We start from the raw sequence: 24,699 nt of genomic DNA, 5'->3' as shown, positions 1-24,699 counted from the left end.
TAAGATCATTCATGTCAGGTAATTTTAGCCTCAGCGCCGCTATCGCATTCAGGTTTAATCAGAGGCTCGATTTTAAGCAGCTCGACCTGACCATAATAGGTTGAGAATGCCACATCTCCGGCATCTACCCCGGTGCCAATGCGAATCAGCTCGTCGACTGGAGCTAAACGGGTCGGATCAAACTGCACCCATCCTCCTTCCAGATAGGCTTCAAAAATGGCATGAAAATCAGGTAAAAACTTTTCAATTTCCACATAACCGACTACCATGCGTGCCGGAATTCCTAAAGCACGGCACAGCGCAATGCCTAAATGGGCAAAGTCATGGCATACCCCCGCCCGGTGGATCAGTACATCCGTCGCAGTCGTAAACTGGTCAGAGCAGCCAGAGACATAAAAAATATTGTTATAAATCCACTGTTCGATGGCTTTTACACGCGTATAGCCGGGTGTCATCCAGCCAAATGAGCGTTTCGCCATTTCTAGTAATAAATCTGAATTGCAATAGCGGCTGGCCAGCAAATAAGGTAGTACTTCATCCGGCAGGTCTGGAATTTTGACTTCATTCAGGTTTTGTCTCAGATCAACAGGAATGCACGGCTGACGGGTAACTGTCGCGCTATAATTCAGTTCAAATGCCTCACAAGGCTCGAGTTGCAACCGGATATGACGGTTTTGATGCTGAGCATCCCGAAATTCATGCCATTTGACCGGCATATTCATGGTGAGCTGTTCTTCGAGAATATTCTGATCGGGATGATGGGCGACCTGAACCATAAAAATAAATTCGGTAGGTTGCACAATCTTGTATTTCAAATGACACTGAATTTGGTAAGTGGTCATGAAGTTCCTTATTATTAGGCATTATTATATTGTGTGAAGATTAAACTAATTCTAAGACCGCAATCGTATGAGATCAGTTTAACTTTATCGCGCTTCAGTGAACAGGATGCTATACATCTGATTTATTCCTGATTTTTAGATCTCACCCCCATTGCTGATCTAGCATAAAATTGCAGCAAAGCCGCGCAAAATCTGGCATGAATCAAGACCATTTTAATTTTTTCCAAAATATTTTCAGCGTATTAACCCTTTGCCACTCCCCTGTAAAATCCTTATAATCAAGCACAATTTTTCTCTAATTTTAAGTGGATGACCATGAGTCGCGCCATATCGCATATTGATACCTTCCAAGGCTTAATTCTTGCCTTACAAAACTACTGGGCGGAGCAAGGCTGCGTCGTGTTACAGCCTTACGACATGGAAATGGGTGCAGGGACATTCCACACTGCAACTTTCCTTCGTGCGCTAGGTCCTGAAACCTGGAACGCTGCTTATGTTCAGCCATCACGCCGTCCTAAAGATGGCCGTTATGGTGAGAACCCGAACCGCCTGCAACACTACTATCAGTTCCAGGTTGTGCTTAAGCCAAACCCGGATAATATCCAGCAGCTTTACCTAGATTCTTTGAAAGCGATCGGTATTGATCCTTTAGTGCACGACATCCGTTTCGTGGAAGATAACTGGGAATCTCCAACACTGGGTGCTTGGGGTCTAGGCTGGGAAGTTTGGCTGAACGGCATGGAAGTGACCCAGTTCACTTACTTCCAGCAAGTCGGTGGTGTTGAATGCTACCCAGTAACCGGTGAAATCACTTATGGTCTGGAACGTCTGGCAATGTACCTGCAAGGTGTAGACTCGGTTTACGATCTGGTTTGGACTAAAGGTCAGTTCGGTACAGTGACTTATGGCAATGTGTTCCATCAAAATGAAGTAGAACAATCGACTTATAACTTCGAATATGCACCAGTAGAAAAAATGTTCGAACTGTTCGATTTCTACGAAGCTGAAGCGACCCGTTTAATTGAAGCTGAACTGCCACTACCTGCTTATGAGCAAGTGATTAAGGCATCACACAGCTTTAACCTGCTGGATGCGCGTGGCGCGATCTCTGTGACTGAACGTCAGCGTTATATCCTGCGTGTTCGTACTTTGGCACGTTCAATTGCGACCAGCTATGTGGCTGCACGTGCGAAACTTGGTTTCCCAATGGCAGAACCTCACCTACGTGACGAAGTCCTGGCCCAGCTTAAAGCTCAAGTAGAAGCAGAAGCGGCTCAAGCAGAAAAATCAGCGGAGAACAAATAATGTCTAAACATACAGTTTTATTTGAACTTGGCTGTGAAGAACTTCCACCAAAAAGCCTTAAAAAATTGCGTGATGCACTACAAGCAGAAACCGTTAAAGGCTTAAAAGATGCAGGCTTGGCTTTTGATTCTATCGAAGCATATGCTGCACCACGTCGTCTTTCCCTTAAAATCGTAAACGTTGATGGCGCACAAGCAGATACGCAAAAACGTTTTGATGGCCCTGCGAAACAAGCTGCATTTGATGCTGAAGGTAACCCAACTAAAGCGCTTGAAGGCTTTATGCGTGGTCAAGGCATCACGGTTGATCAAATCTCGACTTTTCAAGCGGGTAAAGTCGAAAAAGTTTGCTACTTAAAAGATGTCAAAGGTCAAAGCCTTGATGCTTTACTTCCACAAATTTTACAAAATGCATTGGACAATCTTCCAATTGCGAAACGTATGCGTTCAGCGGCAAGCCGTACCGAATTTGTACGTCCAGTAAAATGGGTGGTATTGCTTAAAGACAACGACGTTGTTGATGCAACAATTCAAGATCACAAAGCAGGTAACGTAACTTTCGGTCATCGTTTCCATGCACCTGAAGCAATTACTTTAACGCATGCTGATGAATACTTAGCGAAGTTAAAAGCGGCTTACGTTGTGGCAAACTTTGAAGAGCGTCAAGCAATCATTGACGGTCAAGTCAAAGCTTTAGCTGATGAAGTAAATGCGATTGCGATTGTACCTAGCGACTTACGTGACGAAGTGACTGCACTGGTTGAATGGCCTGTTGCGCTTCGTGCAAGCTTCGAAGAACGCTTCCTTGCTGTTCCTCAAGAAGCACTCATCACAACAATGCAGGACAACCAAAAGTACTTCTGCTTAGTAAACAGCGACAATAAACTTCAACCATACTTCATTACTGTCTCAAATATTGAGTCGAAAGACCCGACACAAATTATTGAAGGTAACGAGAAGGTTGTTCGTCCACGTTTGTCTGATGCTGAATTCTTCTTCTTACAAGACCAAAAACAACCGCTTGCTTCTCGTAAAGAGAAATTAGCAAATATGGTCTTCCAAGCAGAATTGGGTACGCTTTGGGACAAATCGACACGTATTGCAAAACTCGCTGTTGCTTTAGCGCCAATTACAGGTGCAAACCCTCAAGACGCTGAAAAAGCTGCGCTTCTTGCAAAGTGTGACTTAACGTCTGAATTAGTGGGTGAATTCCCTGAACTTCAAGGAATTGCAGGCACTTACTACGCACGTCTTGAAGGCGAAAATGACGAAGTTGCTGAGTCTTTGGGTGAGCAGTATTTACCTAAATTTGCAGGTGACGTTTTACCGAAAACCAAAACAGGTACAACGATTGCCCTTGCTGACCGTTTAGATACACTCACAGGTATTTTCGGTATTGGTCAAGCGCCGACAGGTTCTAAAGACCCGTTTGCACTACGTCGTTCTGCGATTGGTATCTTACGTCTAGTGACTGAAAACGAGCTTGATGTGTCTATTGAAGACCTGATCAAACTAGCACTCGCTGCTTATGGCGATGTATTGAAAGACCACGATAAGACTTTGGCAGATGCAGTTGCATTCCTTGAAGGTCGTTACCGTGCGAAATACGAAGACCAAGGCGTTGCTGTAGATGTGATTCAAGCGGTTCAAGCGTTGTCTCCAAAATCACCACTTGATTTTGACAAACGTGTAAATGCGGTAAATCATTTCCGTGCATTACCTGAAGCGGCTGCGCTTGCTGCTGCTAATAAGCGTGTTGCCAACATTCTTGCAAAAGAAGCTGCACCTGAAGGTCAAGTGATTGAAGCGAACTTGGTTGAAGATGCTGAAAAAGCATTGTTCGCTGAACTTGCAAAAATCACGCCTGTGGTTGAGCCGTTATTTGCTGCGAAAGACTACACTGCTGCGTTGTCTGCACTTGCTGCACTTCGTGCGCCAGTCGATGCATTCTTTGACGGTGTAATGGTGATGGCAGATGATGCTGAATTAAAAGCAAACCGTTTACGTATGCTTGCACAGCTTCGTGACTTGTTTACGAAAGTGGCTGATATTTCGGTGTTACAGCACTAAGTTGAATTTGAAATAAGCTTAAAACCCTGCTAGAAATAGCGGGGTTTTTTATTAAAAATTTTGAGTAAATTATTCCTATTTTTAATCATCCCATAAAAAAGTAAGTTCCTCTTATCATATTTGACTATTGTGAGACATCTTAAAATAGGAAATCCAGAATGTTAGACACATGTATCAAAGCAGTGGATTTGATATTAGATGCAATATATTCAACAGGTGAAAGACACCAACTACTATCTGAATTTGGGATTCGTGAACCAGATAGCCCTATTTGGTCTAGCACACTTGGTACTTCAATCTATGTGAGAAATGAAAAAACGTACTCTAAAGCTATTTTTTACATTAGACAAAATGGTGTTCCATATCTATCAGAACTTCCTATATCAGAACTAAAACGACAAGTAACTCAATTTTTAACAGAAAATTTCTGGTACATCAAATACGGGGAATTTTCCCCTAATCCAAATTTATCCTACAACTTACAAATCCCTTTTAATGCAAAATTGCAATTAGCTAGGGCATTAATGATCTCACCGCTTTTTCAAACAACCCATATAATTTTTCTATACCCATTTAATTCCATTTCCACAGAAAATAACTTAAGGCTAGAAAGTTTTTTTATAGTAAATAGCTCTAATCTAAGCTCTAAAGATCTAAATATTTCTAATGATGACTTCAAGCAATTTAATTTTAATTATTATCCTAGCATTATTGATGATCAAATAAATCAAAAAAGAATATCGACATGGATTGGTATACATGCTCCAACAGAGAAAATTTCTCAGCGAATGTTATATGCACTTCTCGGTGCAATTTCCTTATTTGAAGACTTAAAAAAGAGATATTGCTTTAATGGCGAACCCAAAGATTCTGGGTGCGCTTATTTTCCAAACGATTATCAATATACTTATAAAGAGACCGCAGATTTACTACCAAGCTTATATTTCAAATTAAAAATTGGAAATGATCTATCAACTCATTTGAAAGATATCTCTAATTTTATGAGCTCTATGAGTAAAGAAAGCGAAAGGAGTATTTTAGCTTTAACTAATTTTTATAAAAGTTGGTTTGAAGATGAAGCTGGACAATATAGAACTCTTTGTACTTGTATTGAATCCTTAATTGAAGATACTAGTGCTAAGAGTTCCCAAAAATTTAAAAATTTATGTCTACAATATTCAAATAAATTTGATAACAACCAAATCCGTCATTTACTAAATATTAGAGGCTCTATTGTTCATGGAAAAGCCCCTCACCTATCTGATAGCTCATACTATGACTCTTATTTTGAGACCTATTTATCGGAACCATTAGCCGATCTTTTAAATATTGTTGAAATTGTCTTAAAAGGTCATATTTTTAACATCTGAGAGTAAAAAATGAAATTTCTAAATTTTGTTATTGCATTATCAAGTAGCTTAACCCTTACAGCCTGTTCAACTACACCAACGAATCCAAACGCCCCTATTGTATTAGAACAACACAAAAACATCGCTGTTGAACCTGAAACTCAACACAATATTGCTCGCCTCATTAAACAAAAAGACAACTGCCTCATCGAATTCACAGGCAACTTTGCAACAGGCAAAGCCACTGAATACTGGTTCTTCCAAGGGAAGCAACTGATTTCAGCCCATTCAAATTTAGATGCAGATGTCGAAAACAAACAAACCGTGTTTGATATTCAAGATTCGGTGAAACAAGCCAATTTCAACGCGCTAAAAAACCACTTTAACGCGCAAAATCTTCAACAGTGTGAACATTTCTAAGACTCTAAAACACCATTCATCTGTTCATTCGTAAACTACAAAAGCACAATTGGCTAAAACCAATTGTGCTTTTTTAATTGGAATGAAGCTACTTCATGATTTCTTAATCACAGTACCTAATTGGCATAAATGCTCACAATTTATAATTTTCTTTAGAAATCAGATAGAAGAAATATCTTCTAAATTATGATTAATTTATATACAGTTGTATTTTTTAAACTGACCCAATCAATTTTTTTTATATTAAAAATAAAACACTTAATCAAAACATCATTGCCAATCCGACAAACAGCAAGACCCCAACTTGTTAGTTAAACTAAACAGTGATACAATATCAAAGCCTAATCTGAATTATCTTTTTTGATCAGATTAGGAGACATAAAAATAAAATGAATGGAACGATTTTGCTTTATACATATTTCATTCTTCACTCAAGCACGACTAAAAAAATGAAAAACAAAAAGGAATTATGTAATGAAGTTGCTAAATTCTTTCTATGCTGCTGTTGGCATCGGTGTCACGATACTTGCGACCACCATTGGCATAGCGAATAAAACAATTAATCCAACTCCAAATGTGACACCAGACTTAAGCTATTTAAGTCCTCAACCCGACCCGGTGACCTCCCCAGATGTCACACTCCCAGGTACTCCCGTTGCATTAAAAAACACCCGACTCGGAACTAGACAATCTCCGAGTCAACCTCAAGTCCCATTACTTTCCAATGCCAATGCTCAATGGCAATTGTATGATCGACCTGCTGAATATCCTAAGTCGGTGACCTTGCCAGCACAGTGGATTACCATGCGTGATGGAACGCGAATCGCCACTTATGTCACACTCCCTGCGGATGAGTCAGGTCGTCCTATCAATGCAAAATTCCCTGTGATTGTTATTCAAACGGCTTATAGCGCAGGGGTTGCAGGTAAGGTTTCAGCAATAGCAGGTGGTGCAGACCCTGAAATGGTGAAACGTGGCTACGCAACAGTCGTTGCAGATGTTCGTGGAACAGGTAACTCTACAGGCAAGTGGGAAGCTTTTGGCAAAGTCGAACAACAAGATGCTTATGAAATTATTGACTGGTCAAGTAAACAAAGCTTCTCTGATGGAAATGTCGGCTTATATGGCGTTTCTTATTTAGGAATCACGGCGATGCTGGGTACAGCGACACAACATCCAGCAATCAAGGCAGCGTTCCCAATCGTACCTATGGGTGATGCGTACCGTGATATTCTTTTCAATGGTGGACAGCTAAATACTAACTTCATTCCACTTTGGATGAGTTTGATTACACTGTTGGGTACTTTACCGATTGATACCTTGGTTCAAGACCCGATTACTGGAAAACTTACCGCACTCGATAAAATTATTAACAGTACAGAGTTCCAAATACCGCTTTTTGCCAATGCTCTAAAAGGCAAAGCTGATGCATTTGATAATGACTTTTGGCAAGAAAGATCGCTGTTAGAACAAGCCAATAATATTAAAGTTCCGACTTTTATTGTCGGGGGAACACGTGATTTGTTCCAACGCAGTGAACCGCTTTGGCATGAAGCATTAAAAGGTCATACCACAGTAAAAACCTTTATTGGACCTTGGGCACACATTCAAGCCGCACAACTTTTCCCAAGTTTGCCTAAAGGTAATGTACCGCGTTTAGACAAAATGCAACTTCAATGGTTTGATCAATATTTAAAAGGCATCAACACTGGCGCTGAAACTCTACCTAATGTCACACAATGGGTGCACGGTTATGAAGATTATGTCGTCAGTACGGATTGGCCGCATGTAGCATTAGAACCTGATCGTTTATTCTTAAATACACGGGGAAATCTTGCAAAAGATCGACCAACGTCAAGCTCTGGTGAAAACTACTTATTACAAGCGCCAACTTTCGGTTTATGCTCAAGTACTGTTGAACAAGTTCTCATTGGTGCAACGTCTATCCTACCGTTCCCATGTCTGGAAAATAGCAACTTGGCGAATATTCCTGCTTCAGTCTTTAACTCAGTACCTTTAACTGAAGACTATTATTTAAATGGACCGATACAAGCTGACTTGTGGATTTCATCCAGCTCTAAAGACAGTGGTTTAGTCGTACGTGTATCCGATGTGGACCCAAGAACGGGCAATGCTAAAACATTAAGCACGGGTATTATCACAGCGTCCATGCGTAAAGTTGACGAATCACGTTCTCGTTATATCAAAGGACAAATGATTCAACCTTGGCATACATTTAAAGCATCGGATATTCAGCCTTTAGAAAAAAACAAGCCAGTCTTGGTCAATGTTGAGATTCCAGCAACTGCTGCGCTTATTCCTAAAGGACATCGTATTCAAATTTCGGTGGTTTCCAGTGATGTATGGAAAGGCGTTGCCCCATTACCAAGTTTAACTTCATCGCTTTTGGGATCGATTTCGATCTATTCGAATTCACAATACCCATCAAGCGTGGTTTTACCAAAAGTCCCGACTCAATATCTGAAGCATTAATTTTTAGATTTCTTATAAACAGCGTCTGAGCATGAATCCATGCTCAGACTTTTTTTATGTTGAATATATTGGTTTGATCAACACCTGTCTTAGAATCGGAGGATAAACTTTACTTTTAATTTTGTTGTCCACGATCCAATTCACACGATGTAGCGTTGTATCCTAAGAGCCTTTAAGCGATACAAGATGAATAAAAATTGTAGCTTTAGTCATTAAAACTGCCGAAGCACAACGTTACGGATACATTTCAACATTGAAACAGCCCCATCGCTCATGTAGTTTGCTTGGAAACTGATAAAAAATTCAAAAGTTTTGTACAGATGAGGCGATTGAGTCACAGCGCCACCTATACAGAACCGAGAAGAGGATCCTTCATGAACATAATGAAAACGATGCTGGTAAGTTGTATTACGCTAAGCTCAGCAACTACATTTGCTCAAGACTCTACTTTAACAGGCAACAATCCTGCTTACGGTGACAATCCAAATTTAGCCAAAGTACTTGCAGTCAAAGCACAAGAGACTTTGCAAAATACAGCCAACACCGTTGATGATGCGACCAAGCGTGGTATTGCTAAAATCAAACCATCCGTCGATTCAGCTTGGCAAAACACCAAAGAATTCACCAATGAAAAAGCGGTTGCATTACGTGACGGTGCTCGTCAAGGCGTAGATACAACTGTTAAATCTGTGCAGCATGTTAAACAGAACCTCGTCGGAGCAGGTGGTGTTCCCATCGAAAGAGGCAGTTTGAGTCAACCTAACCCAACGACAGCACCTGCTGCCATAGCCTCACCTGCTCAAACCACTGCATCGGTCGCTTTACCCGTTCAAGAAAATTCAGTCAACCTTGAAACTGCGCAATCAGCCAACACCACGCTAGCAAGTCAAAATCAAGCACCTGAAGCAGAACCGACCATTCAGCGTCAAAGTGTTGCTTTACTTAATAGTGGAGCTACCACCTCTAGTCCAGCTGTAGATGACAGTGATGCAGGTGTCCCACGTTAACCCATGTCGTTTTATTCAAACCTAAGTGGAGTTTATTTATTAGGTTGAGTTTATTTATATCTCTTCAAGAAAAAAGGTGCTTCTCACAGCACCTTTTTTTATTGCTTAACTTCAGTTGACTTGACGGATCGGTTGACCCACTTTAAATGCAGCTGCGTTTTCCTGTACTTGTTGCACAATGCGTTGACGTGCTTCAACGCTTCCCCATGCACTGTGTGGTGTAATAATGAGATTAGGGATATCCGAATTCAATAACACATTGCCTTGCTGAGGCGGTTCTATACTCAATACATCAGTCGCTGCCCCTGCGATTCTCCGATTTATTAGTGCTTCCGCCAATGCTTGTTCATTCACAATACCACCACGGGCACAATTAATTAAATATGCACTTTCTTTCATTAGACTGAATGCTTCTGCATCAATTAAGTCGCGTGTTGTTTCAGTTAATGGACAATGTAAGCTAATAAAGTCTGATTGACGCAGCAAGCTTTCTAAACTGACACGATCAGCGGCTGCAGGTCGTCCTGGTAAATGAGCCACAATCACCTTCATACCAAAGGCTTCAGCCAATTTCGCTACGGCTTGACCAAGTTCACCATAGCCCAAAATCCCTAAGGTCTTACCATTCAATTCAGCAATGGGGAAATCTAATAAACAAAATTGTGATGCTTTATTCCATTCACCCGCACGAACTGCACGATCGTATTGAATAAATGATGTCGCCAAGTTGAGCATCAACATCATGGTATGTTGAGCTACAGCGGCAGTACCATATGCCTGACAGTTACAAACCACAATGTTTTGTGCTTTTGCTTGGATTAAATCGACATTATTGGTGCCTGTGGCTGAAATTAAAATTAATTTAAGCTGCGGTCGTCGTTGCATCATGTCTGTCGTAATCACCACTTTATTGGTCACCACCACATCTACATCAGCGATGCGTTCAAGCACTTGATCTGGATCAGTGCGCTCAAAGAATGTTACCTCATCAAAGACTTGATACCACCCCGAAAAATCTAAATCATCCTGATCGAGAGAGAATTGATCCAAAAAAACAGCTTTCACGTTGAACCTCAGCTATATTGATCTGCATTTCGACTGCAAGATTTTCATGATAATTCAACTGATTGTAAGCTTAATTGTAGGTCAACAATAGTTGATTTGACTGGTTTTTTGTCTCAGATTGCATCGTTGCTGCACGCTGTGCTTTTAGGGAAAATTGATCTTCTTTTAGTGCATTTAAATATGCAGTCGCCAAACGATACGCCTCTTCACAAATACGTTCAGAAATCCGATCTTCTGTGTAATAACCATGCTTCATACAAGTAAAGATCATTTCAATAATGATCAACATACTGTCAGGTTGTTGCGGTAAATAATCATCTACCCGAATTGCTTTAAGTGCATCTCTTAAATCTTGACTGAACTGTTTGAGTTCCATTTGATGACGTAAATATACTTGTCGGTTCAGTGGTCCTGATAAAATCAATAATCGGGCCACAGCAGATTCATTATAAAACTTTGCAGTGGTCTCAATCACAGCTGCAGCCACCATTCGACCATAAGCCGACATACTTTCGTGCGGATGTTCTCGTATGACGTTTAAACCAGCTTCCTTAAGCAAGCTTACCAGTTTCTGCAAATGCAACTGTGCCATATGATGCAACAGATCATATTTTGTCGGAAAGAACTGATAAATACTGGCTCTTGGAATTTTTGAAGCATTGGCAATTTCGGGAATTGAAATTGACTCTAAGCCCATTTTAACTAAAAGTTTTTCAGCAGTTTGAATCACCTGCATAACACGACGATGTGTACGCGATTGTTTTGGAGGATTCATTCCTGTTTCAGTTTTTGCAATTTTCTTTTTATTCATTTGTCCCACCTAAATTCCATTTATATGGGTTTTTTTGTGCTCAAGTAGACACGTGAAAGATGCATGAATATTCCGATATTCATAAATACATCATCATTTGAATCATTCAAATTCGTTATATATTGCCTGATCTTAGCAACGAAACAGAGTCATTCCGTCGCTTTCGTTACAAAATAAACACGGGTAAATTTTAAACAATATCACTTTTTATGACAGATTGAGACCTATCACACACTCTATCTTTTTTTTACTTAAAGATAAAAAAAGCGCCGAAGCGCTTTGATCAATAACTATGAAAAATTCAGCCTTACTCCACTGAAAATTTTTCTGCCTCACCAACAGTATCTGATTCAAAAATACAGTTTCCTAACTCATCGCAGTGCATATAGAGATGCTTATAACTGATGCTAAAGAAACCTTCGCCCTTTTTCACAATCAAAGGGCTCATATCCGCACTGAGCGCATCATCCATTTTGATCAATTTGGTGACACGGCGATCATTCATACAAATGAGATAATGCTGTTTTTTAATTTCAATCTGGGCCAATCCAGTACTTTCCACATGTAATGGAATAATATACTTACCATTAATATCAATCACATGTTGTTCATAGCTTTCTAGTTTTTGGGTGATCACGTTAAAGACCAACACTTTGCCAAAGCTGTCATGAAGTTGTGTTTTATTTTCAAATGGCAAATGAATCGAAATACCAAGCTTTTGTAAATCTTGTTCATCAACTCTTTTATTGGTCAGTAAGATACGTGTAATCGTCTGTTTAAGACTGGCATCAAAAAAGCTACTGTCTAGTTGTAGATCGATGGTTTTTAAAATATTACCTAATGCTTCATTGTGGGTGCCAAGCAGATGTGCGATCACGCTTCGATAGTAAAATTTACTGTTCTTTTTAACTGCTCGAATCTGGCGATAAAAGTAAGTTGCATCAAATTCATGTTCAATAAAATCATGCAATAACGCAGAATTTGCTAATACAGCAACCGCATCATGACCCGTATAAGGTAAATGAAGTGTATTGAGTTGAGGAATAAGTGGCTTAATCTTTTCATAGTGCTCGCGATCCAGATCAAAGTAAGGATCATAAACCACGATATATTCTGCATCGCACGCAATATCTGTAGCGGCAATTTGCATGTCAGCATTGACCTTAGGATCGTAAAAATCAGTATAACGGCGGTCTTCAATTTCAGCAGGATTAATTGAATATTGCGGCACCATTGAAACCACACGTGCTGCGCCCAATAACTTACTGTACTTAATCGCTGCGTAGCCGCCCATAGAACCACCATAAGCCACGACACGCTGAAATTGATTCAACAAAGGCGATATTTGCTCGATTAAAGCGTGCATGCTCTGTGATGGGAACCATGACTTTTGTTTTGGCATGATACCTATGACATTGTAGTCATATTTGGCTAAGGATTTTTCAGCATTAATGGCATTGCCTTTGGCACGACTGATCAAGTCACCAAAAGAGAGAACCAATGTTTCTGTTGTTCCTTTTAAATAAATTGCTCTGATGTGTTCGTCTTCAAATACTATTTGCTTATCCATTGCAATTCCAAAAAAGGGTTCTCATCATCTGGTTTGCAAAATGAATCAATCGTTCACTTGCTTACATCACATTGTCGGTGTCATATTTTATAGATACTGTTCAGATTAAAAAGCGCAAAATATGACACATTCACTTCATCCTGCTGCTGAAAATGGGTTTAGTTCTGCGGCTGAACTTTATCAACAAGTCCGACCAAATTATCCACAGGCTATCGTCACGTGGTTGAAAGATGAGTTGAATATTCATCCTGATGCAGTTGCGATTGACTTAGGTTCAGGGACAGGAAAATTCCTGCACTATCTAAAACAAGTCACCTCGAACATAATCGCCGTTGAACCGATTCCAGCAATGCTCGAACAATTGAAAATAGTACATCCTGAGGTGCAGACACTACAAGCATCAAGCCATCAAATTGCGCAATCAACGCATAGTGTTGATGCTATTTTATGCGCACAGTCATTTCATTGGTTTGCTGAACGACAAACATTGCAAGAAATGCATCGCCTTCTTAAACCCCAAGGGCATTTAGGTCTAGTCTGGAACCAACGAGATATCTCAGTGGATTGGGTCAAAGCATTGGCGGATTACATCGCACCTTTTGAGTCCGATACGCCACGCTTTCATAGCAACCAATGGCAAAATGTATTTCAGCAGCAAGAATTATTTGAATTCCAAAGTTTAAGCACCTTCACTCAGCATCAAGTCGGCAGTGTTGAACAGGTCGTCAGCAAACGACTGTTATCTACCAGTTTTATTGCGGCAATGTCAGCAGCAGACCAAGCAAAAATGAAAACAGTATTTGAATCGATCGTATTTGAACATACGGGACTCATGCCCCATGATGAGGTTTCCTTTCCTTATATCACTTATGCCTATCACTATCGTGCGCGATAAACTAAACTTAATCTCGATCATTCATTAAAAAAACCAACAGAGGATTGACTCTCATGACGGCAAATCTTCACCCTATTCGACTTTCGATATTTGCACTCTGCCTGAATATACCTTTCATGCTCATTGGATGCCAAAAAACAGAACAAAACCCTCAGACCGAACAAAAAGAATCCGTTGATCCATCCGTTGAATTGAAAACACAGATCGAAGCTCAGCCGATCAAATCGTTTGAATCTACTCCAAATGACGCACATGACGTTGCTTTGCTGAATCAATATGATCAAAGTTTTGAGCAATTAAGTGATGAGCTAGACGCAGAACTTCAGCAATTAAAAGCAGATGGCAATTTAAATGCGGATATGGAGTTCCAACGTAAACGAGATCTCATTCAGTCTTCCCTCAATATGTTGAAAGACTTAGATCTTAAGACGGAACAAGGTAGATATATTCAAGGCTTATTTTATCAATACTGGGAAAATCAGATTAAGGTCTATCAAGAGCTCGAACAGTCTCCCGAAGATGAGCTTCGAAATCCTAAAGATGCAATTCGAAATATGAGTGATTATTATACTGCGAAAGCCCAACTCCAACATTGGAGTCAAAATACTAGTGTCACGAAAGAACAATAGCGTACATAGTAAAAGTACAGCACAATTTTAGAAACAGTCTTCTGCCTGCTTAAGAAATACGTACTCGACATTGCCACGATGTTGGGGCATCTGTTTGAGTACGGTCTTGAGCAACTTCCCAAGGTCGCACATACGCCAATTCAATGAGTTCCTGACCAGGCTTTAGCGCAGTCAGCTTCACTGTCTTTTCACCTCCAACGCCTACCATCGCTTTTGATTTTTCAGTCGCCAAATATTGTTCTTCAACTTTAAAGAGATGAAGCGGTTGCATAATTTGCCATTGATAACCCGTACTTGGATTTTCTGCTGCATTAAATTCTAAGGTTTCACCCACTTTCATCACCAATAGTGCAGGACAATTTTGCTGATCAGTATAGTGATGGGACTCCGCTTGCACTTCAGAGACTGGATTTTGACATGCGGCAAGACTACTCCCGAGTACGCCAATACATAAACTCATCCATAAGGATGTCTTGCCAACGCTCATGATCCCACACTCTCATTTATCTAATGATCAAAACTTTGAGCTGAAAATCATTTCAAACTCATCAATCTCAAATCCTGTTTAAATATTTCGCTTTTCTAACCATTCAATCGATTCGACACGAATTAATTTGCATGCACCATCGCCGATACCATTCCAATCCAAAGCTGACTTCCACACCAAATCTTTGGCATTGATTTGAACCAATTCCCCTTCTAAGCGCACCAGATCACCACGTTGAACTTTCTTAATTTCTTTCGCAATTTGTGGATTAGCCGGGATAATGTGCATGTTACTCACCAACTGTGTTGCTAAGCGTGGGTGAATCGGTGGTTTTGCCATTTTCCAATTTAAATAGCGGTCATACTGATTAATCGAAATTTGTCGTGCAATTCCAGGTTCTGTGAAAATACCGCGGGTCACTGCATAGTCGATGGGTGAAAATTGGGCTTGCGGATCATCGGTATATTCTTTCGAACCAAGAATACGAAATTCCCCTTCAAAAGGTTCCAATACCGAAATTTTTTGATCTGCCGAAGCTGGCGGCAAACCATTGGCAATATTAAAGTCGCTCGACTTCACACTGGCAGAGCTATAAGCCGAAACACCACCAAGGGCGATACATAATGCGAGAACTAACTTTTTCAACAGACATCCATCCTTCTTTCTAAGTGTCAAAAACAACTCAACAGCAGCACATACATCTACTATGGACAACATCCGACTGAATTGTATTTAACCTAAATCTATATGATCTATCTTAGAACTTCATTCTGAAAAGGAAATTGATGAACAGTAACAATCTATCGTGATTTAGTCACAATTTTGTCTACTGTTAAAAGTGTATTCAACGTGTAAAATAATCGAATAATGGAAGATGTTAAGAACAAAAATGATTTATAAATTTTATCAGCAACGAGTATTCCCTCATATTCTGAATCAAGTCATGCAGTTACCAAGTATGATGGATAGCAGACGCCGTCTACTGCTTCCGATTCAAGGTGAGGTATTAGAAATTGGTTTTGGTACAGGAATTAACCTGCCATTTTATCAAGCTGTGGACAGTCTCTATGCGCTTGAACCGAGCCTAGATGTATACAAATTAGCTGAACAACGTATTCAAGATGCACCGTTCCATGTGGAACATGTTCATGCTAAAGCGGAAAATTTACCATTTGAAGATCAATCTATTCAACATGTCGTCAGTACATGGACATTGTGTAGTGTGAGTCATGTTCAACAAGTTCTACATGAAATTAAACGTGTATTACGCATCGGCGGCACTTTGCATTTGGTTGAACATGTTGCTTACGATGCACAACAGCAAAAGAGTTTAAAGCGTCTTCAAGATCTTTTAACGCCAGTACAGAAAGTGATTGCTGATGGTTGTCATTTGAACAGAAATATCGAGCAAGCACTGCTTGATGCTGGCTTTGAAATTTCTGAACTCGATTATTTCGAAGCAGAAGAAGTGCCCAAAGTAGGTCGTCGCATGATGCTTGCTCGCGCGACTAAAACCAACTGATCACTTCTAAGTAGTGGATTATTGATCCAAGCTAGTCTTGAAAGTCGATACGGATCGTCTCAAAACGCACACGCCCTTCGGCAATTGCATTCGCAATTGCCATCTGACCTTTGGTGAGCCGTGCTCCACCACTTTTAATGTCAATCAATACAACTTCAATATCTTCTGCCGCGCCATCACCATCACGAAAATCTGAATATCCATCAAATACCACATAGTCGACAGGATCACCTAAGAATTTAGCATCACTGGGTAAATATTGAAATTCTGGCATAATCGGTGCTAATTGTTCAGCCATTTTACCTTTCAGTACCGCACGACTGGTATTTACACTGCGTTTTTGAGCAGCAGCTAATGCGTGTTGATGCTCAAGTTCAAGCTCTGCAATATATTGTTCATATTCTGCTTTAATACGGCCATTGCGGGTTGAGCTCAACATCATTGTGGTGATTACCACGCCAATAGCGGCGCCTATTAACATTGCCATCCAAATGGACATTGACGTTCTCTATGACTTGTTATGCGGACAATTTAAACAAGAACTAAACTTTTGTCATGTATGCGCGTTTTGGCTGATTTTAATGCTAAGCTAAGATTAGACCTTATTTGAAGCATGTATAATTTTAAACTCATGAAAACGATACTGATTGCCAACCAAAAAGGTGGCTGTGGAAAAACAATTTCTGCGATTACGCTTGCGACAGCACTCGCACAGAAAGGTTATAAAGTTGCATTGGCGGATGCGGACAATCAAAAATCTGCATTGCAATGGTTAAAGCAGCGCCCAGAATCAGCAACACACATTCAAAGTTTAGACTGGCGCCATGAAAAATCGATTGGTGATGCACCGAAAAATCTTGATTATCTGATTATTGATGCTCCAGGCGCATTAACAGGTGAGCACGCTGAACAATTAATTGCAGAATGTCATGCAGTGGTCACACCTCTGCAACCTTCTTTTTTTGATATCGACAGCACGCGTCGCTTCTTAAAACACATCCATGACATTAAACGTATTCGGAAAGGTAAAGTTCAAGTTCATTTGGTGGCAAATCGTGTCAAACCAAATAGTCAGAGTGCTCAAGAGATCCAACAGTTCTTTACCAAGATTGATCAACAACCTGTTGCTTGGATTTCTGAACGAACAGCTTATGGTCAATTGGCGATGCAGGGTCTCAACATTTTTGATAAAAATCAAAAAACTTATTTATCAATACAACAACAATGGCAACCCTTGTTAGATGTTTTAATTGATGATCCAAGTGATTGGTTCTAAATAAAGAATCCAGATTGTCGTCGCACTTTTTTTTCATTTTCATATATGATGTTAAATGCATACTCGAAATGAATCAGATGTGCGGCAGATACGTTTGAAAATCAAGAATATAGATCAGAGACTTTAGTGCAAGATTTTAATCCAACTTTACAGCGTGTACTTTTATTTGGCTTGTTTTTTATTCTGCTTTATTTGGGATATGACATTGTCAAATACTTTATCGTACCTGTGTTATGGGCTTGTATTATCGCCTATATGACTTGGCCTTTATACAAACGTATTCTCGCTTGGTGTGGTAATCGACCTACATTGGGTGCGTCTGTTATGACATGCTTATTGGCACTCGTTGTCGGTTTACCGTTCACTTTTGCTATCTTCTTACTTCAACATGAAGGTCGAAACTTATTCTTTGATTTACAGCGCCAACTGGCTTCTGGTCATATCACCGTTCCTGATGTGATACGTGAATTACCCATTGTAGGTAAAGAAGTTTCTCGAATTGTACGTGACATCAATGCCGACCCAAATGCACTTTTTAGTAATATTAGTGTATGGATTCAAGGACATCTAAATTACGGTAAATTCGTGATTAGCGAAATTACCAAAAATTTAGTCAAACTTGGTTTTGCCATGCTCTCTCTCTTTTTCTTTTACCGTGATGGACAAACGATTGTTCAACAGGTCAGTAAAGCGATGGAGAAAGTCATTGGTCCACGTATCCAACATTATATCGACACGATCTCTGAAACAACGCGTGCAGTGGTATATGGTGTTGGTTTGACTGCCGTTGCACAGTCGATATTGGCAGGAATCAGCTATTACGTTGCTGGTGTTCCAAATCCAATGCTTTTAACCATTATGACCTTTATCATGGCGCTAATTCCTTTTGGTCCTCCAGTGGCATATGGTGCTGTTTCACTGTGGTTATTTTCACAAGGTCAGACCGTTGAGGCGATTGGCGTAATGGCTTGGGGCGTTTGTGTGGTGAGTACAGCCGACAATGTCATTCGTCCTTTGGTCATTTCAGGTGCTACTCAAATTCCGTTCTTATTGATCATGTTTGGTGTATTGGGTGGTTTAGCGAGCTTTGGTTTAGTTGGACTCTTTATTGGTCCTGTAATTCTCGCCATTCTTTTAGCCATTTGGCGTGAATGGTTACATGAAACACTGGAACCAGAACCCGTGCCTAAAGCCACGATGGCCTACGATCAAGACAATGAAACACCACTCTCATAAGTGGTGTTTTATTTTTACTGATAAGAAATCTATACAATCAAATACTTAAATCATTCTTGTTGCTAAATGCCAAATTTGTTTCAATGCGTTATCACTTACATGGAACAAGGATAGAACAGCATGCAAATGCAATCGAAAGTTTCAGCATTCAAAGTTTCTATGCTCAGTGCATTGCTGAGTTTAGGCTTTGTGGGATGTGCAGCAACGCAAAATACATCTGCATCCAAAGAATCCAACTCTAAAATCCAAACCATTCCTGTAAATGCGGTGAGTGCTCAAGGAGTTCATGATCAAATTGGAACGATTAGCTTCCAAGATAGTGACAAAGGTCTTGTGATCACAACGGACTTAACTAAATTATCACCTGGATATCACGGGTTCCATATCCATGAAAAAGGCTCATGTGAACCTGCTGAAAAAGATGGCAAAATGGGTGCTGCGCTTGCCGCTGGTGGACATTACAATCCAAATCAAGCGCCTGGGCATGGTACGCCAAACGATGGTCATCTAGGTGACTTACCAGTGTTAAATGTTGACGCGTCAGGTAATGCAAAAACACAAGTGATTGCACCACGTCTCACACTTGCAGACATTCAAGGTCTATCCATCATGGTACATGCAGGTGGTGACAATTATTCAGACCAACCTAAACCACTAGGTGGTGGGGGTGATCGTGTAGCATGTGGTGTTATACGCTAAGCTACACTCAAGACTCATCAAAGGATTAAGCTCTAGCTTAGTCCTTTTATTATTTCGCTGATGATCTATAAAATGTTGTGAGTATCACTTCATATTCATCTTTATAGACATGATTGACACATTAGCTTATTTTTAAATCTACTATCATAAAAAACGATTATTATAAATTATATTTCCCTTAAACAATGCGATCTAGTCCACATAGATTCTAACTTTGCTACAACAACGATTAGGTAAAATAGGATGTCTTCTTTTGTGGGGTTTGAGAATGAATATTAAGTCCTTACGTATTATTGGTTTACTTGAAGGGATTTCATTCCTACTACTGCTTTTTTTTGCCATGCCAATGAAATATATGTTAGATCAGCCTATTTATGTGAAATATATTGGCATGGGACATGGCGTTCTATTTGTGTTGTTTTTAGTCGTATTATTTGTGGTATGCGAGAAGCAAAAGTGGTCTATCAATGTATTTATTCTTGGGCTGATAGCTTCCGTTCTACCCTTTGCCCCTTTTATTTTTGATCGTAAACTCAAACATCTCGAACAAATACAATGATTAAAAAATCCTCCACAAGGAGGATTTTTTTATGCTGAAGTGGCTCTTTCTTGCATGATCTGATGAACAATTTTTCTTGGAGCACTAAACCACAGTGCAATAAGGATAAAACAAGCCAATGCATATGCCATCGTGCCGTAAGATTCATACATAATGCGTACAATTTCGATCACAACAAAGAATGCAATCATCATAATCATGCCTACTGCGGCAGCAACAGTTCCTTTAGATACCTCAGATGCATCTAAACTGAAACGATAAAGCACAGAAAAACTGCAGCCCTCACCAAAACTGATTAAGGTCATACCGATAATTAAGCACCATAACAAATAATCCTGCCAAATCGCACCTGCCAAAACAATAAGCGTTCCAACCAACATCAACGGCAATGCAACTAGCACGGTCTTTCCTACCGCATAGCGATCAATGACACGAATCAAGACTATATTTCCAATAATTAAACCACCCAATACAGGCACCTGTGCATAGCCATATTGCATATTGGTCAAACCGAGCTGTTCGACCAAAATTACAGGTGACATAGCGATCCACAAAATCAGTGGAATTGAGACCATGGGTACTGACAAAGCCAAGCCCATAAATTTTTTATTTTTAAAAATGGCTTTGAAGTCATCCCATACATAGCTTAATGGTTGCTTAGGAATACTCAAATGCTGCTCAGGCATTTTTGCTTTAAGACCAAACCAACTTAAGGCTGCTAAAAAGGCAATCCCAATGAAACCCCAATGCCAAGACACATGGTCTATCATAAATGCGCCTAGCACAGGACCAAGTAATGGTGCGATCAATGAAATATTCGCCATTAAAGCCATGACTTTAATCGCATCTCTTTCCTCAAAAATTTCTTGAATGGCAGCATAACCCACAGCTGAAATAATGGTCAGCCCAATCCCTTGTAAAAAACGAAATGCAAGAAATTGCTCTATAGACTGGGTGAATAAAATGAGCAAACAGCAGACCATAAAAAAGAAAACACCTCCAAGGAGTACTTTTTTACGACCTAAGCGATCTGATAACGGACCTAAAAACCACGCCAAACATGCTCCACCCAATAAAAAGAAAGACATGGATGATGGCGCCCACTCACTGCCTACACCAAACTCACGTGTAATCGTAAGCATCGCAGGTTGTACAAGATCATTACAGATATAGACTGAAAATTCGAAGAGCACCAATGCCAAAGGAAACATAATTGTTGCCCGACTTAAGGTTGCTTTACTCACCTTTTGCATGTTTTTTTTCACATGTTTGAATATTTTTTGGAAGCGTAGTTTACGTGAAATGCATCACAATGCCATGACAAAGTTTTGCGTTTTTGTAACCCCGAATTGAGAAAGAAAGTCTGAAAATTAAACGAAAATTTAGCCTTTATCTTAAATCAATTTCTCACCCAAACATTGACATCATTTGGCATCAATTGCATGGCTTTTCAAAAAAGTACCATGCTTCATTTCCTCAATCGCTTCAACAATCTCATCTTGCGTATTCATGACATAAAAACCACGCCCGACTAAAGGTTCATTTAGTGGCTGTCCCATGAGATATAAAATTTTGCTATCAGACAATGTGGTGAATTCAACGTTTTCACCATGACTTGAAAACACCGCCATTCCCTGATCAGTCAGTAATTCATCATCTGTACCAAATTCAACTTTACCACGGCGCATATACATCAGTGTGGTATCCAAATGTCCTGCTGGTAATATGAGTGTGTGACCTGCTTTTAAATCCAAATCCAAAACCAGCAAAGGACTATGAACTAATGCTGGTCCTTTCACTTGCATAAAGGCTCCAGCAATGACACGCACAGTACCCGCATCATGAGCTAACTCTACAACCGGGATATTAGATTTGAGTAAGCTTTGATAACGCGGATTCGATTTTTTTGCAGTTGCTGGCAAATTCACCCACAGCTGAATCATTTCAAATCGTCCACCTTCTCGGGAAAATGACTCACTAAATTTTTCTTTATGAATAATGCCTGATGCAGCAGTCATCCACTGTATATCACCTTTCTGAATAACACCTCCACCACCTTGCGAATCCCAATGCTCTAACTCACCTTCATACACGAACGTGACTGTCTCAAATCCACGATGTGGATGTTCTTCAACACCTTTACGCAGTTGAGAGGGTTTCAACGTACCGGGACCAATATGATCGAGAAGCAAAAATGGGGATACTGTATTTCCCAGTTCATAGTGTGAAAAAACAGACACAACCGGATTAAAGTCACCAACTGAAAAATGACTGTCGTTACGATGGATAAAAGCGAGTGTTTTCATTTTTTATCTTATTTATTGAATGACTTTAGTTTAATGCGGTTTTAGATTTCCCTCTACGTTAATTTTATGATGCTTTCAGTTGTGTTTTATCAATTGAAATATTTTTGTCATCAAAATTTGATGCAATTTGAAACATATAAAATGTTAGAAATCATCTAATCTGAACATTCACAACTGATCAATATGAAACTTTTAATTACTTAATGTTCATGTGGATTAATTCCACAAAGCAAAGGATCTGCAGACTCGATAAAACACTTGTTTTGTCGATGTAATCTCTCAGTACACCTTGAGCTTTTAGAACTATGTCAAAATGCTACATACCAATTAAAAATCGCTGGCGACATCATCATGAAGCTTCGATTCTATCGCTCGTCGGTGGTTGGCTAAATACCGTTGGATTTATTTCATTATTTGGCATTTATACCAATCATGTTACTGGCTATATCGTGACTGCAGGCAAAGAAATGATCTTGGGAGGATTAGGACTGTGGGCTCTTTTTATTGGCATTTTCGTAGTTACGATTGGTATTACTGCGTGGTGTGAACAACGTTGGAAGGACAAATATCCGAACATCTTACTGGGGTTCTTTATTGCAGAGACAATACTGTTAACGCTCTTCATGCTGGCGGGACTTAATTTCAGTCCCTTTAATACTTTGGCTGAATTTGGCGCAATACTTACCGCAACATTGGGCATTGCTGCAATGGGAATTCGAAATGCCATTATCCGAACATTACTATCTACAATGGCTACCTCAACCTTAATGACGGGCAATCTTGCTCAACTGACCATTGATTGTACTATTGCTTATGGGGCGCCTCATGTATCAGAAGAACGCAAACAAGTTGCCAAACAAAATATTCTAAAAATCTTACCGACTATTTTATCCTTCAGTTCAGGTGCAATATTAGGTGCGATTACTTATATGTTGTTTGGCTTCTTATGTATGATTTTTCCCATTTTAGCGATGGGCTATATTTGCTATCGTGAGTGGCGCTTCTCGTCTACTCATCCTTATTCGACTCAATAATGCACGCAATAAAAAAGGCATAACTCACTATGCCTTTTTAAACCGAATTTCTGGTCTGATGTCATGGACAAAGCGCAGTTTGGAAAGATTTTGTATTTTTTCCTCGTACACATTTGTATTCCGTTTTCTTATTAACTTGCTGCCATTTACCATCGTTCAATTTAAAACTATAGATAAAGCGCTCGGCAGCAATTGAGTCATCCATCAAGCCTGTTTGTGTCACTTTGACTTCGGCTACGGTCGGTGCTTCGGCACGATTGAAATACTGACGTAATTCAACAGTCGCAAGCTGATTGCGTAATTCAGGATGTAGCTTCAAGACTTTCTCTAAAGGAGTGTCATTCCCATGTACTTTAGAAATAACATTTTTCGTAGTAGCACACCCCGTGAGCATCACACTAACTAGACCAACTGTGGTCATTATTTTCATCATCATTGTTTTACTCAGTTTGCCATTGATCTTTTACATATGATGTTCTGAACTGTTGTGACAAAAAAGAACAGATATGTATGTTATTTTTTCTAAAGCACATTAAAAATGATTAATAGAACGAGAAATACGAATAAAAAATGCAGCATATTGATGCTACATTTTTGAATTTAATCAGTTCAAATGACGCTCGTAACAATTTTATGGAAAATTTCGAAAGTAAATTTTTAAGGGCATAATTTATTATGAAAGTTTGTAGTATCTGGTCCACGACCACATTTCCAAGTTTCATCTTTTGATATTTCTTTCCACTCACTATTAATATATTCAAATTGGTAAGTTTCACGTTGTGCAGAAACAGAGTCATCCGCTAGTCCACCATAGGTGACAGTTACTTTTGCATGAGATTTTCCAGATTCAGGTGTATCGAATTCCTGTTGTAAATCTACTGTTCTCATATCTTCAAAGCTTTGAATTTTCCGATACACTTGATCTAAAGGAGAGTTTTGAACAGAATTGGCATTTTGTTTCGACGTTTCTACTTGACCAGCTACAGAATTATGATTTTTAGTATTGATCTCATTCGACTGTTTTTGACCTATACATGCATTAAGTGAAAGTGCAATTGCACTTAGAAAAATTATTCTTTTTAACATTAAAATTTCTCATGAAATAAAAAAACAGCATGACAAGCA

25 protein-coding genes are annotated in these 24,699 nt (G+C 39.6%); 14 read left to right on the top strand and 11 right to left on the bottom strand.

All coding sequences use genetic code 11. The features are described 5' to 3' along the window. Nucleotides 1-14: 14 nt before the first annotated feature. The gene (locus tag AC1M87_RS07965; RefSeq protein WP_481593393.1) at nt 15-842 is read right to left on the bottom strand and encodes a transglutaminase-like domain-containing protein; all 828 of its coding nucleotides are present in this window, start codon (nt 840-842) and stop codon (nt 15-17) included. Nucleotides 843-1,157: 315 nt separating this feature from the next. Here AC1M87_RS07965 and glyQ point away from each other — a divergent pair, with 315 nt between their 5' ends. The 6 genes from glyQ to AC1M87_RS07935 all read left to right on the top strand — a co-directional run bounded on the left by glyQ (nt 1,158) and on the right by AC1M87_RS07935 (nt 9,485). Continuing rightward, nucleotides 1,158-2,147 carry a glycine--tRNA ligase subunit alpha gene (gene glyQ / locus AC1M87_RS07960; RefSeq protein ID WP_481593392.1) on the top strand — a complete coding sequence of 330 codons (990 nt, stop codon included), beginning with the start codon at nt 1,158-1,160 and terminating at the stop codon, nt 2,145-2,147. After that, nucleotides 2,147-4,216, top strand: coding sequence for a glycine--tRNA ligase subunit beta (glyS, locus tag AC1M87_RS07955; RefSeq protein ID WP_481593391.1), 2,070 nt, complete (start codon nt 2,147-2,149; stop codon nt 4,214-4,216). Before glyQ ends, glyS begins: the two co-directional genes overlap by 1 nt. 158 nt (nt 4,217-4,374) lie before the next feature. Next, nucleotides 4,375-5,586, top strand: coding sequence for a hypothetical protein (locus AC1M87_RS07950; RefSeq protein ID WP_481593390.1), 1,212 nt, complete (start codon nt 4,375-4,377; stop codon nt 5,584-5,586). Between the two features lie 9 nt (nt 5,587-5,595). After that, nucleotides 5,596-5,985 (top strand): hypothetical protein, encoded by a 390-nt coding sequence (locus tag AC1M87_RS07945; RefSeq protein ID WP_481593389.1) that lies wholly within the window; start codon nt 5,596-5,598, stop codon nt 5,983-5,985. Between the two features lie 474 nt (nt 5,986-6,459). Further along, a complete protein-coding gene (locus tag AC1M87_RS07940) occupies nt 6,460-8,478 on the top strand; it encodes a CocE/NonD family hydrolase (protein WP_481593388.1) in 2,019 nt (672 codons plus the stop codon). A gap of 374 nt (nt 8,479-8,852) precedes the next feature. Beyond that, nucleotides 8,853-9,485: a hypothetical protein gene (locus tag AC1M87_RS07935; protein WP_481593387.1), complete on the top strand. Its 633-nt coding sequence runs from the start codon at nt 8,853-8,855 to the stop codon at nt 9,483-9,485. 111 nt (nt 9,486-9,596) lie between these two features. Here the strand turns inward: AC1M87_RS07935 and AC1M87_RS07930 are convergent, their stop codons facing one another. The 3 genes from AC1M87_RS07930 to AC1M87_RS07920 form a co-directional block, all read right to left on the bottom strand. Further along, nucleotides 9,597-10,550 carry a 2-hydroxyacid dehydrogenase gene (locus AC1M87_RS07930; RefSeq protein WP_481593386.1) on the bottom strand — a complete coding sequence of 318 codons (954 nt, stop codon included), beginning with the start codon at nt 10,548-10,550 and terminating at the stop codon, nt 9,597-9,599. Between the two features lie 70 nt (nt 10,551-10,620). Continuing rightward, the gene (locus AC1M87_RS07925; RefSeq protein WP_481593385.1) at nt 10,621-11,361 is read right to left on the bottom strand and encodes a TetR/AcrR family transcriptional regulator; all 741 of its coding nucleotides are present in this window, start codon (nt 11,359-11,361) and stop codon (nt 10,621-10,623) included. Nucleotides 11,362-11,668: 307 nt separating this feature from the next. Beyond that, nucleotides 11,669-12,931, bottom strand: coding sequence for a hypothetical protein (locus tag AC1M87_RS07920; RefSeq protein WP_481593384.1), 1,263 nt, complete (start codon nt 12,929-12,931; stop codon nt 11,669-11,671). 121 nt (nt 12,932-13,052) lie between these two features. Here AC1M87_RS07920 and AC1M87_RS07915 point away from each other — a divergent pair, with 121 nt between their 5' ends. Together AC1M87_RS07915 and AC1M87_RS07910 are read left to right on the top strand one after the other, a co-directional pair. Then, entirely contained in the window at nt 13,053-13,826 is a 774-nt protein-coding gene (locus AC1M87_RS07915) for a class I SAM-dependent methyltransferase (RefSeq protein WP_481593383.1), read from the top strand. Between the two features lie 53 nt (nt 13,827-13,879). After that, nucleotides 13,880-14,455 carry a hypothetical protein gene (locus AC1M87_RS07910; protein WP_481593382.1) on the top strand — a complete coding sequence of 192 codons (576 nt, stop codon included), beginning with the start codon at nt 13,880-13,882 and terminating at the stop codon, nt 14,453-14,455. 49 nt (nt 14,456-14,504) lie between these two features. Here the strand turns inward: AC1M87_RS07910 and AC1M87_RS07905 are convergent, their stop codons facing one another. Both AC1M87_RS07905 and AC1M87_RS07900 read right to left on the bottom strand, forming a co-directional pair. Next, complete coding sequence (locus tag AC1M87_RS07905; RefSeq protein WP_481593381.1) at nt 14,505-14,942, bottom strand: protease inhibitor I42 family protein; 438 nt, start codon at nt 14,940-14,942, stop codon at nt 14,505-14,507. A gap of 78 nt (nt 14,943-15,020) precedes the next feature. Beyond that, nucleotides 15,021-15,590 carry a hypothetical protein gene (locus AC1M87_RS07900; protein ID WP_481593415.1) on the bottom strand — a complete coding sequence of 190 codons (570 nt, stop codon included), beginning with the start codon at nt 15,588-15,590 and terminating at the stop codon, nt 15,021-15,023. Nucleotides 15,591-15,831: 241 nt separating this feature from the next. On the opposite strand from AC1M87_RS07900, the gene AC1M87_RS07895 reads away from it, so the two are divergent. Further along, complete coding sequence (locus AC1M87_RS07895; protein WP_035264378.1) at nt 15,832-16,464, top strand: class I SAM-dependent methyltransferase; 633 nt, start codon at nt 15,832-15,834, stop codon at nt 16,462-16,464. 31 nt (nt 16,465-16,495) lie between these two features. Here the strand turns inward: AC1M87_RS07895 and AC1M87_RS07890 are convergent, their stop codons facing one another. Further along, a complete protein-coding gene (locus tag AC1M87_RS07890) occupies nt 16,496-16,963 on the bottom strand; it encodes a Holliday junction resolvase-like protein (RefSeq protein WP_481593380.1) in 468 nt (155 codons plus the stop codon). A gap of 132 nt (nt 16,964-17,095) precedes the next feature. On the opposite strand from AC1M87_RS07890, the gene AC1M87_RS07885 reads away from it, so the two are divergent. The 4 genes from AC1M87_RS07885 (at nt 17,096) to AC1M87_RS07870 (ending at nt 20,234) form a co-directional block, all read left to right on the top strand. Further along, entirely contained in the window at nt 17,096-17,740 is a 645-nt protein-coding gene (locus AC1M87_RS07885) for a ParA family protein (protein WP_179998757.1), read from the top strand. Between the two features lie 126 nt (nt 17,741-17,866). Continuing rightward, nucleotides 17,867-18,976 carry an AI-2E family transporter gene (locus AC1M87_RS07880; RefSeq protein ID WP_481587358.1) on the top strand — a complete coding sequence of 370 codons (1,110 nt, stop codon included), beginning with the start codon at nt 17,867-17,869 and terminating at the stop codon, nt 18,974-18,976. Nucleotides 18,977-19,096: 120 nt separating this feature from the next. Next, nucleotides 19,097-19,675, top strand: coding sequence for a superoxide dismutase [Cu-Zn] SodC (sodC, locus tag AC1M87_RS07875; protein WP_481590082.1), 579 nt, complete (start codon nt 19,097-19,099; stop codon nt 19,673-19,675). 268 nt (nt 19,676-19,943) lie between these two features. Next, nucleotides 19,944-20,234: a DUF3817 domain-containing protein gene (locus tag AC1M87_RS07870; protein ID WP_179998758.1), complete on the top strand. Its 291-nt coding sequence runs from the start codon at nt 19,944-19,946 to the stop codon at nt 20,232-20,234. 29 nt (nt 20,235-20,263) lie between these two features. Here the strand turns inward: AC1M87_RS07870 and craA are convergent, their stop codons facing one another. Then, complete coding sequence (gene craA / locus AC1M87_RS07865) at nt 20,264-21,487, bottom strand: chloramphenicol efflux MFS transporter CraA (RefSeq protein ID WP_481588622.1); 1,224 nt, start codon at nt 21,485-21,487, stop codon at nt 20,264-20,266. Between the two features lie 171 nt (nt 21,488-21,658). After that, nucleotides 21,659-22,540 carry a pirin family protein gene (locus AC1M87_RS07860; protein WP_481588621.1) on the bottom strand — a complete coding sequence of 294 codons (882 nt, stop codon included), beginning with the start codon at nt 22,538-22,540 and terminating at the stop codon, nt 21,659-21,661. Nucleotides 22,541-22,845: 305 nt separating this feature from the next. On the opposite strand from AC1M87_RS07860, the gene AC1M87_RS07855 reads away from it, so the two are divergent. Then, nucleotides 22,846-23,574, top strand: coding sequence for a YoaK family protein (locus AC1M87_RS07855; RefSeq protein WP_481593379.1), 729 nt, complete (start codon nt 22,846-22,848; stop codon nt 23,572-23,574). A 61-nt stretch (nt 23,575-23,635) separates the two neighbouring features. Here AC1M87_RS07855 and AC1M87_RS07850 read toward each other — a convergent pair whose 3' ends face one another. Together AC1M87_RS07850 and AC1M87_RS07845 are read right to left on the bottom strand one after the other, a co-directional pair. After that, nucleotides 23,636-24,007, bottom strand: a complete 372-nt coding sequence (locus AC1M87_RS07850; protein ID WP_481593414.1) for a hypothetical protein — start codon at nt 24,005-24,007, stop codon at nt 23,636-23,638. Between the two features lie 224 nt (nt 24,008-24,231). Continuing rightward, on the bottom strand, nt 24,232-24,660 hold the full coding sequence (locus AC1M87_RS07845) for a hypothetical protein (RefSeq protein WP_180028908.1): 429 nt from the start codon (nt 24,658-24,660) through the stop codon (nt 24,232-24,234). Nucleotides 24,661-24,699 lie beyond the last annotated feature (39 nt).

The sequence above is a fragment of the Acinetobacter sp. 24-47-62 genome (genome assembly GCF_056779765.1).
The sequence above is the reverse complement of the archived record's forward strand: the minus strand, read 5'-3'. Positions and strand labels throughout refer to the sequence as shown.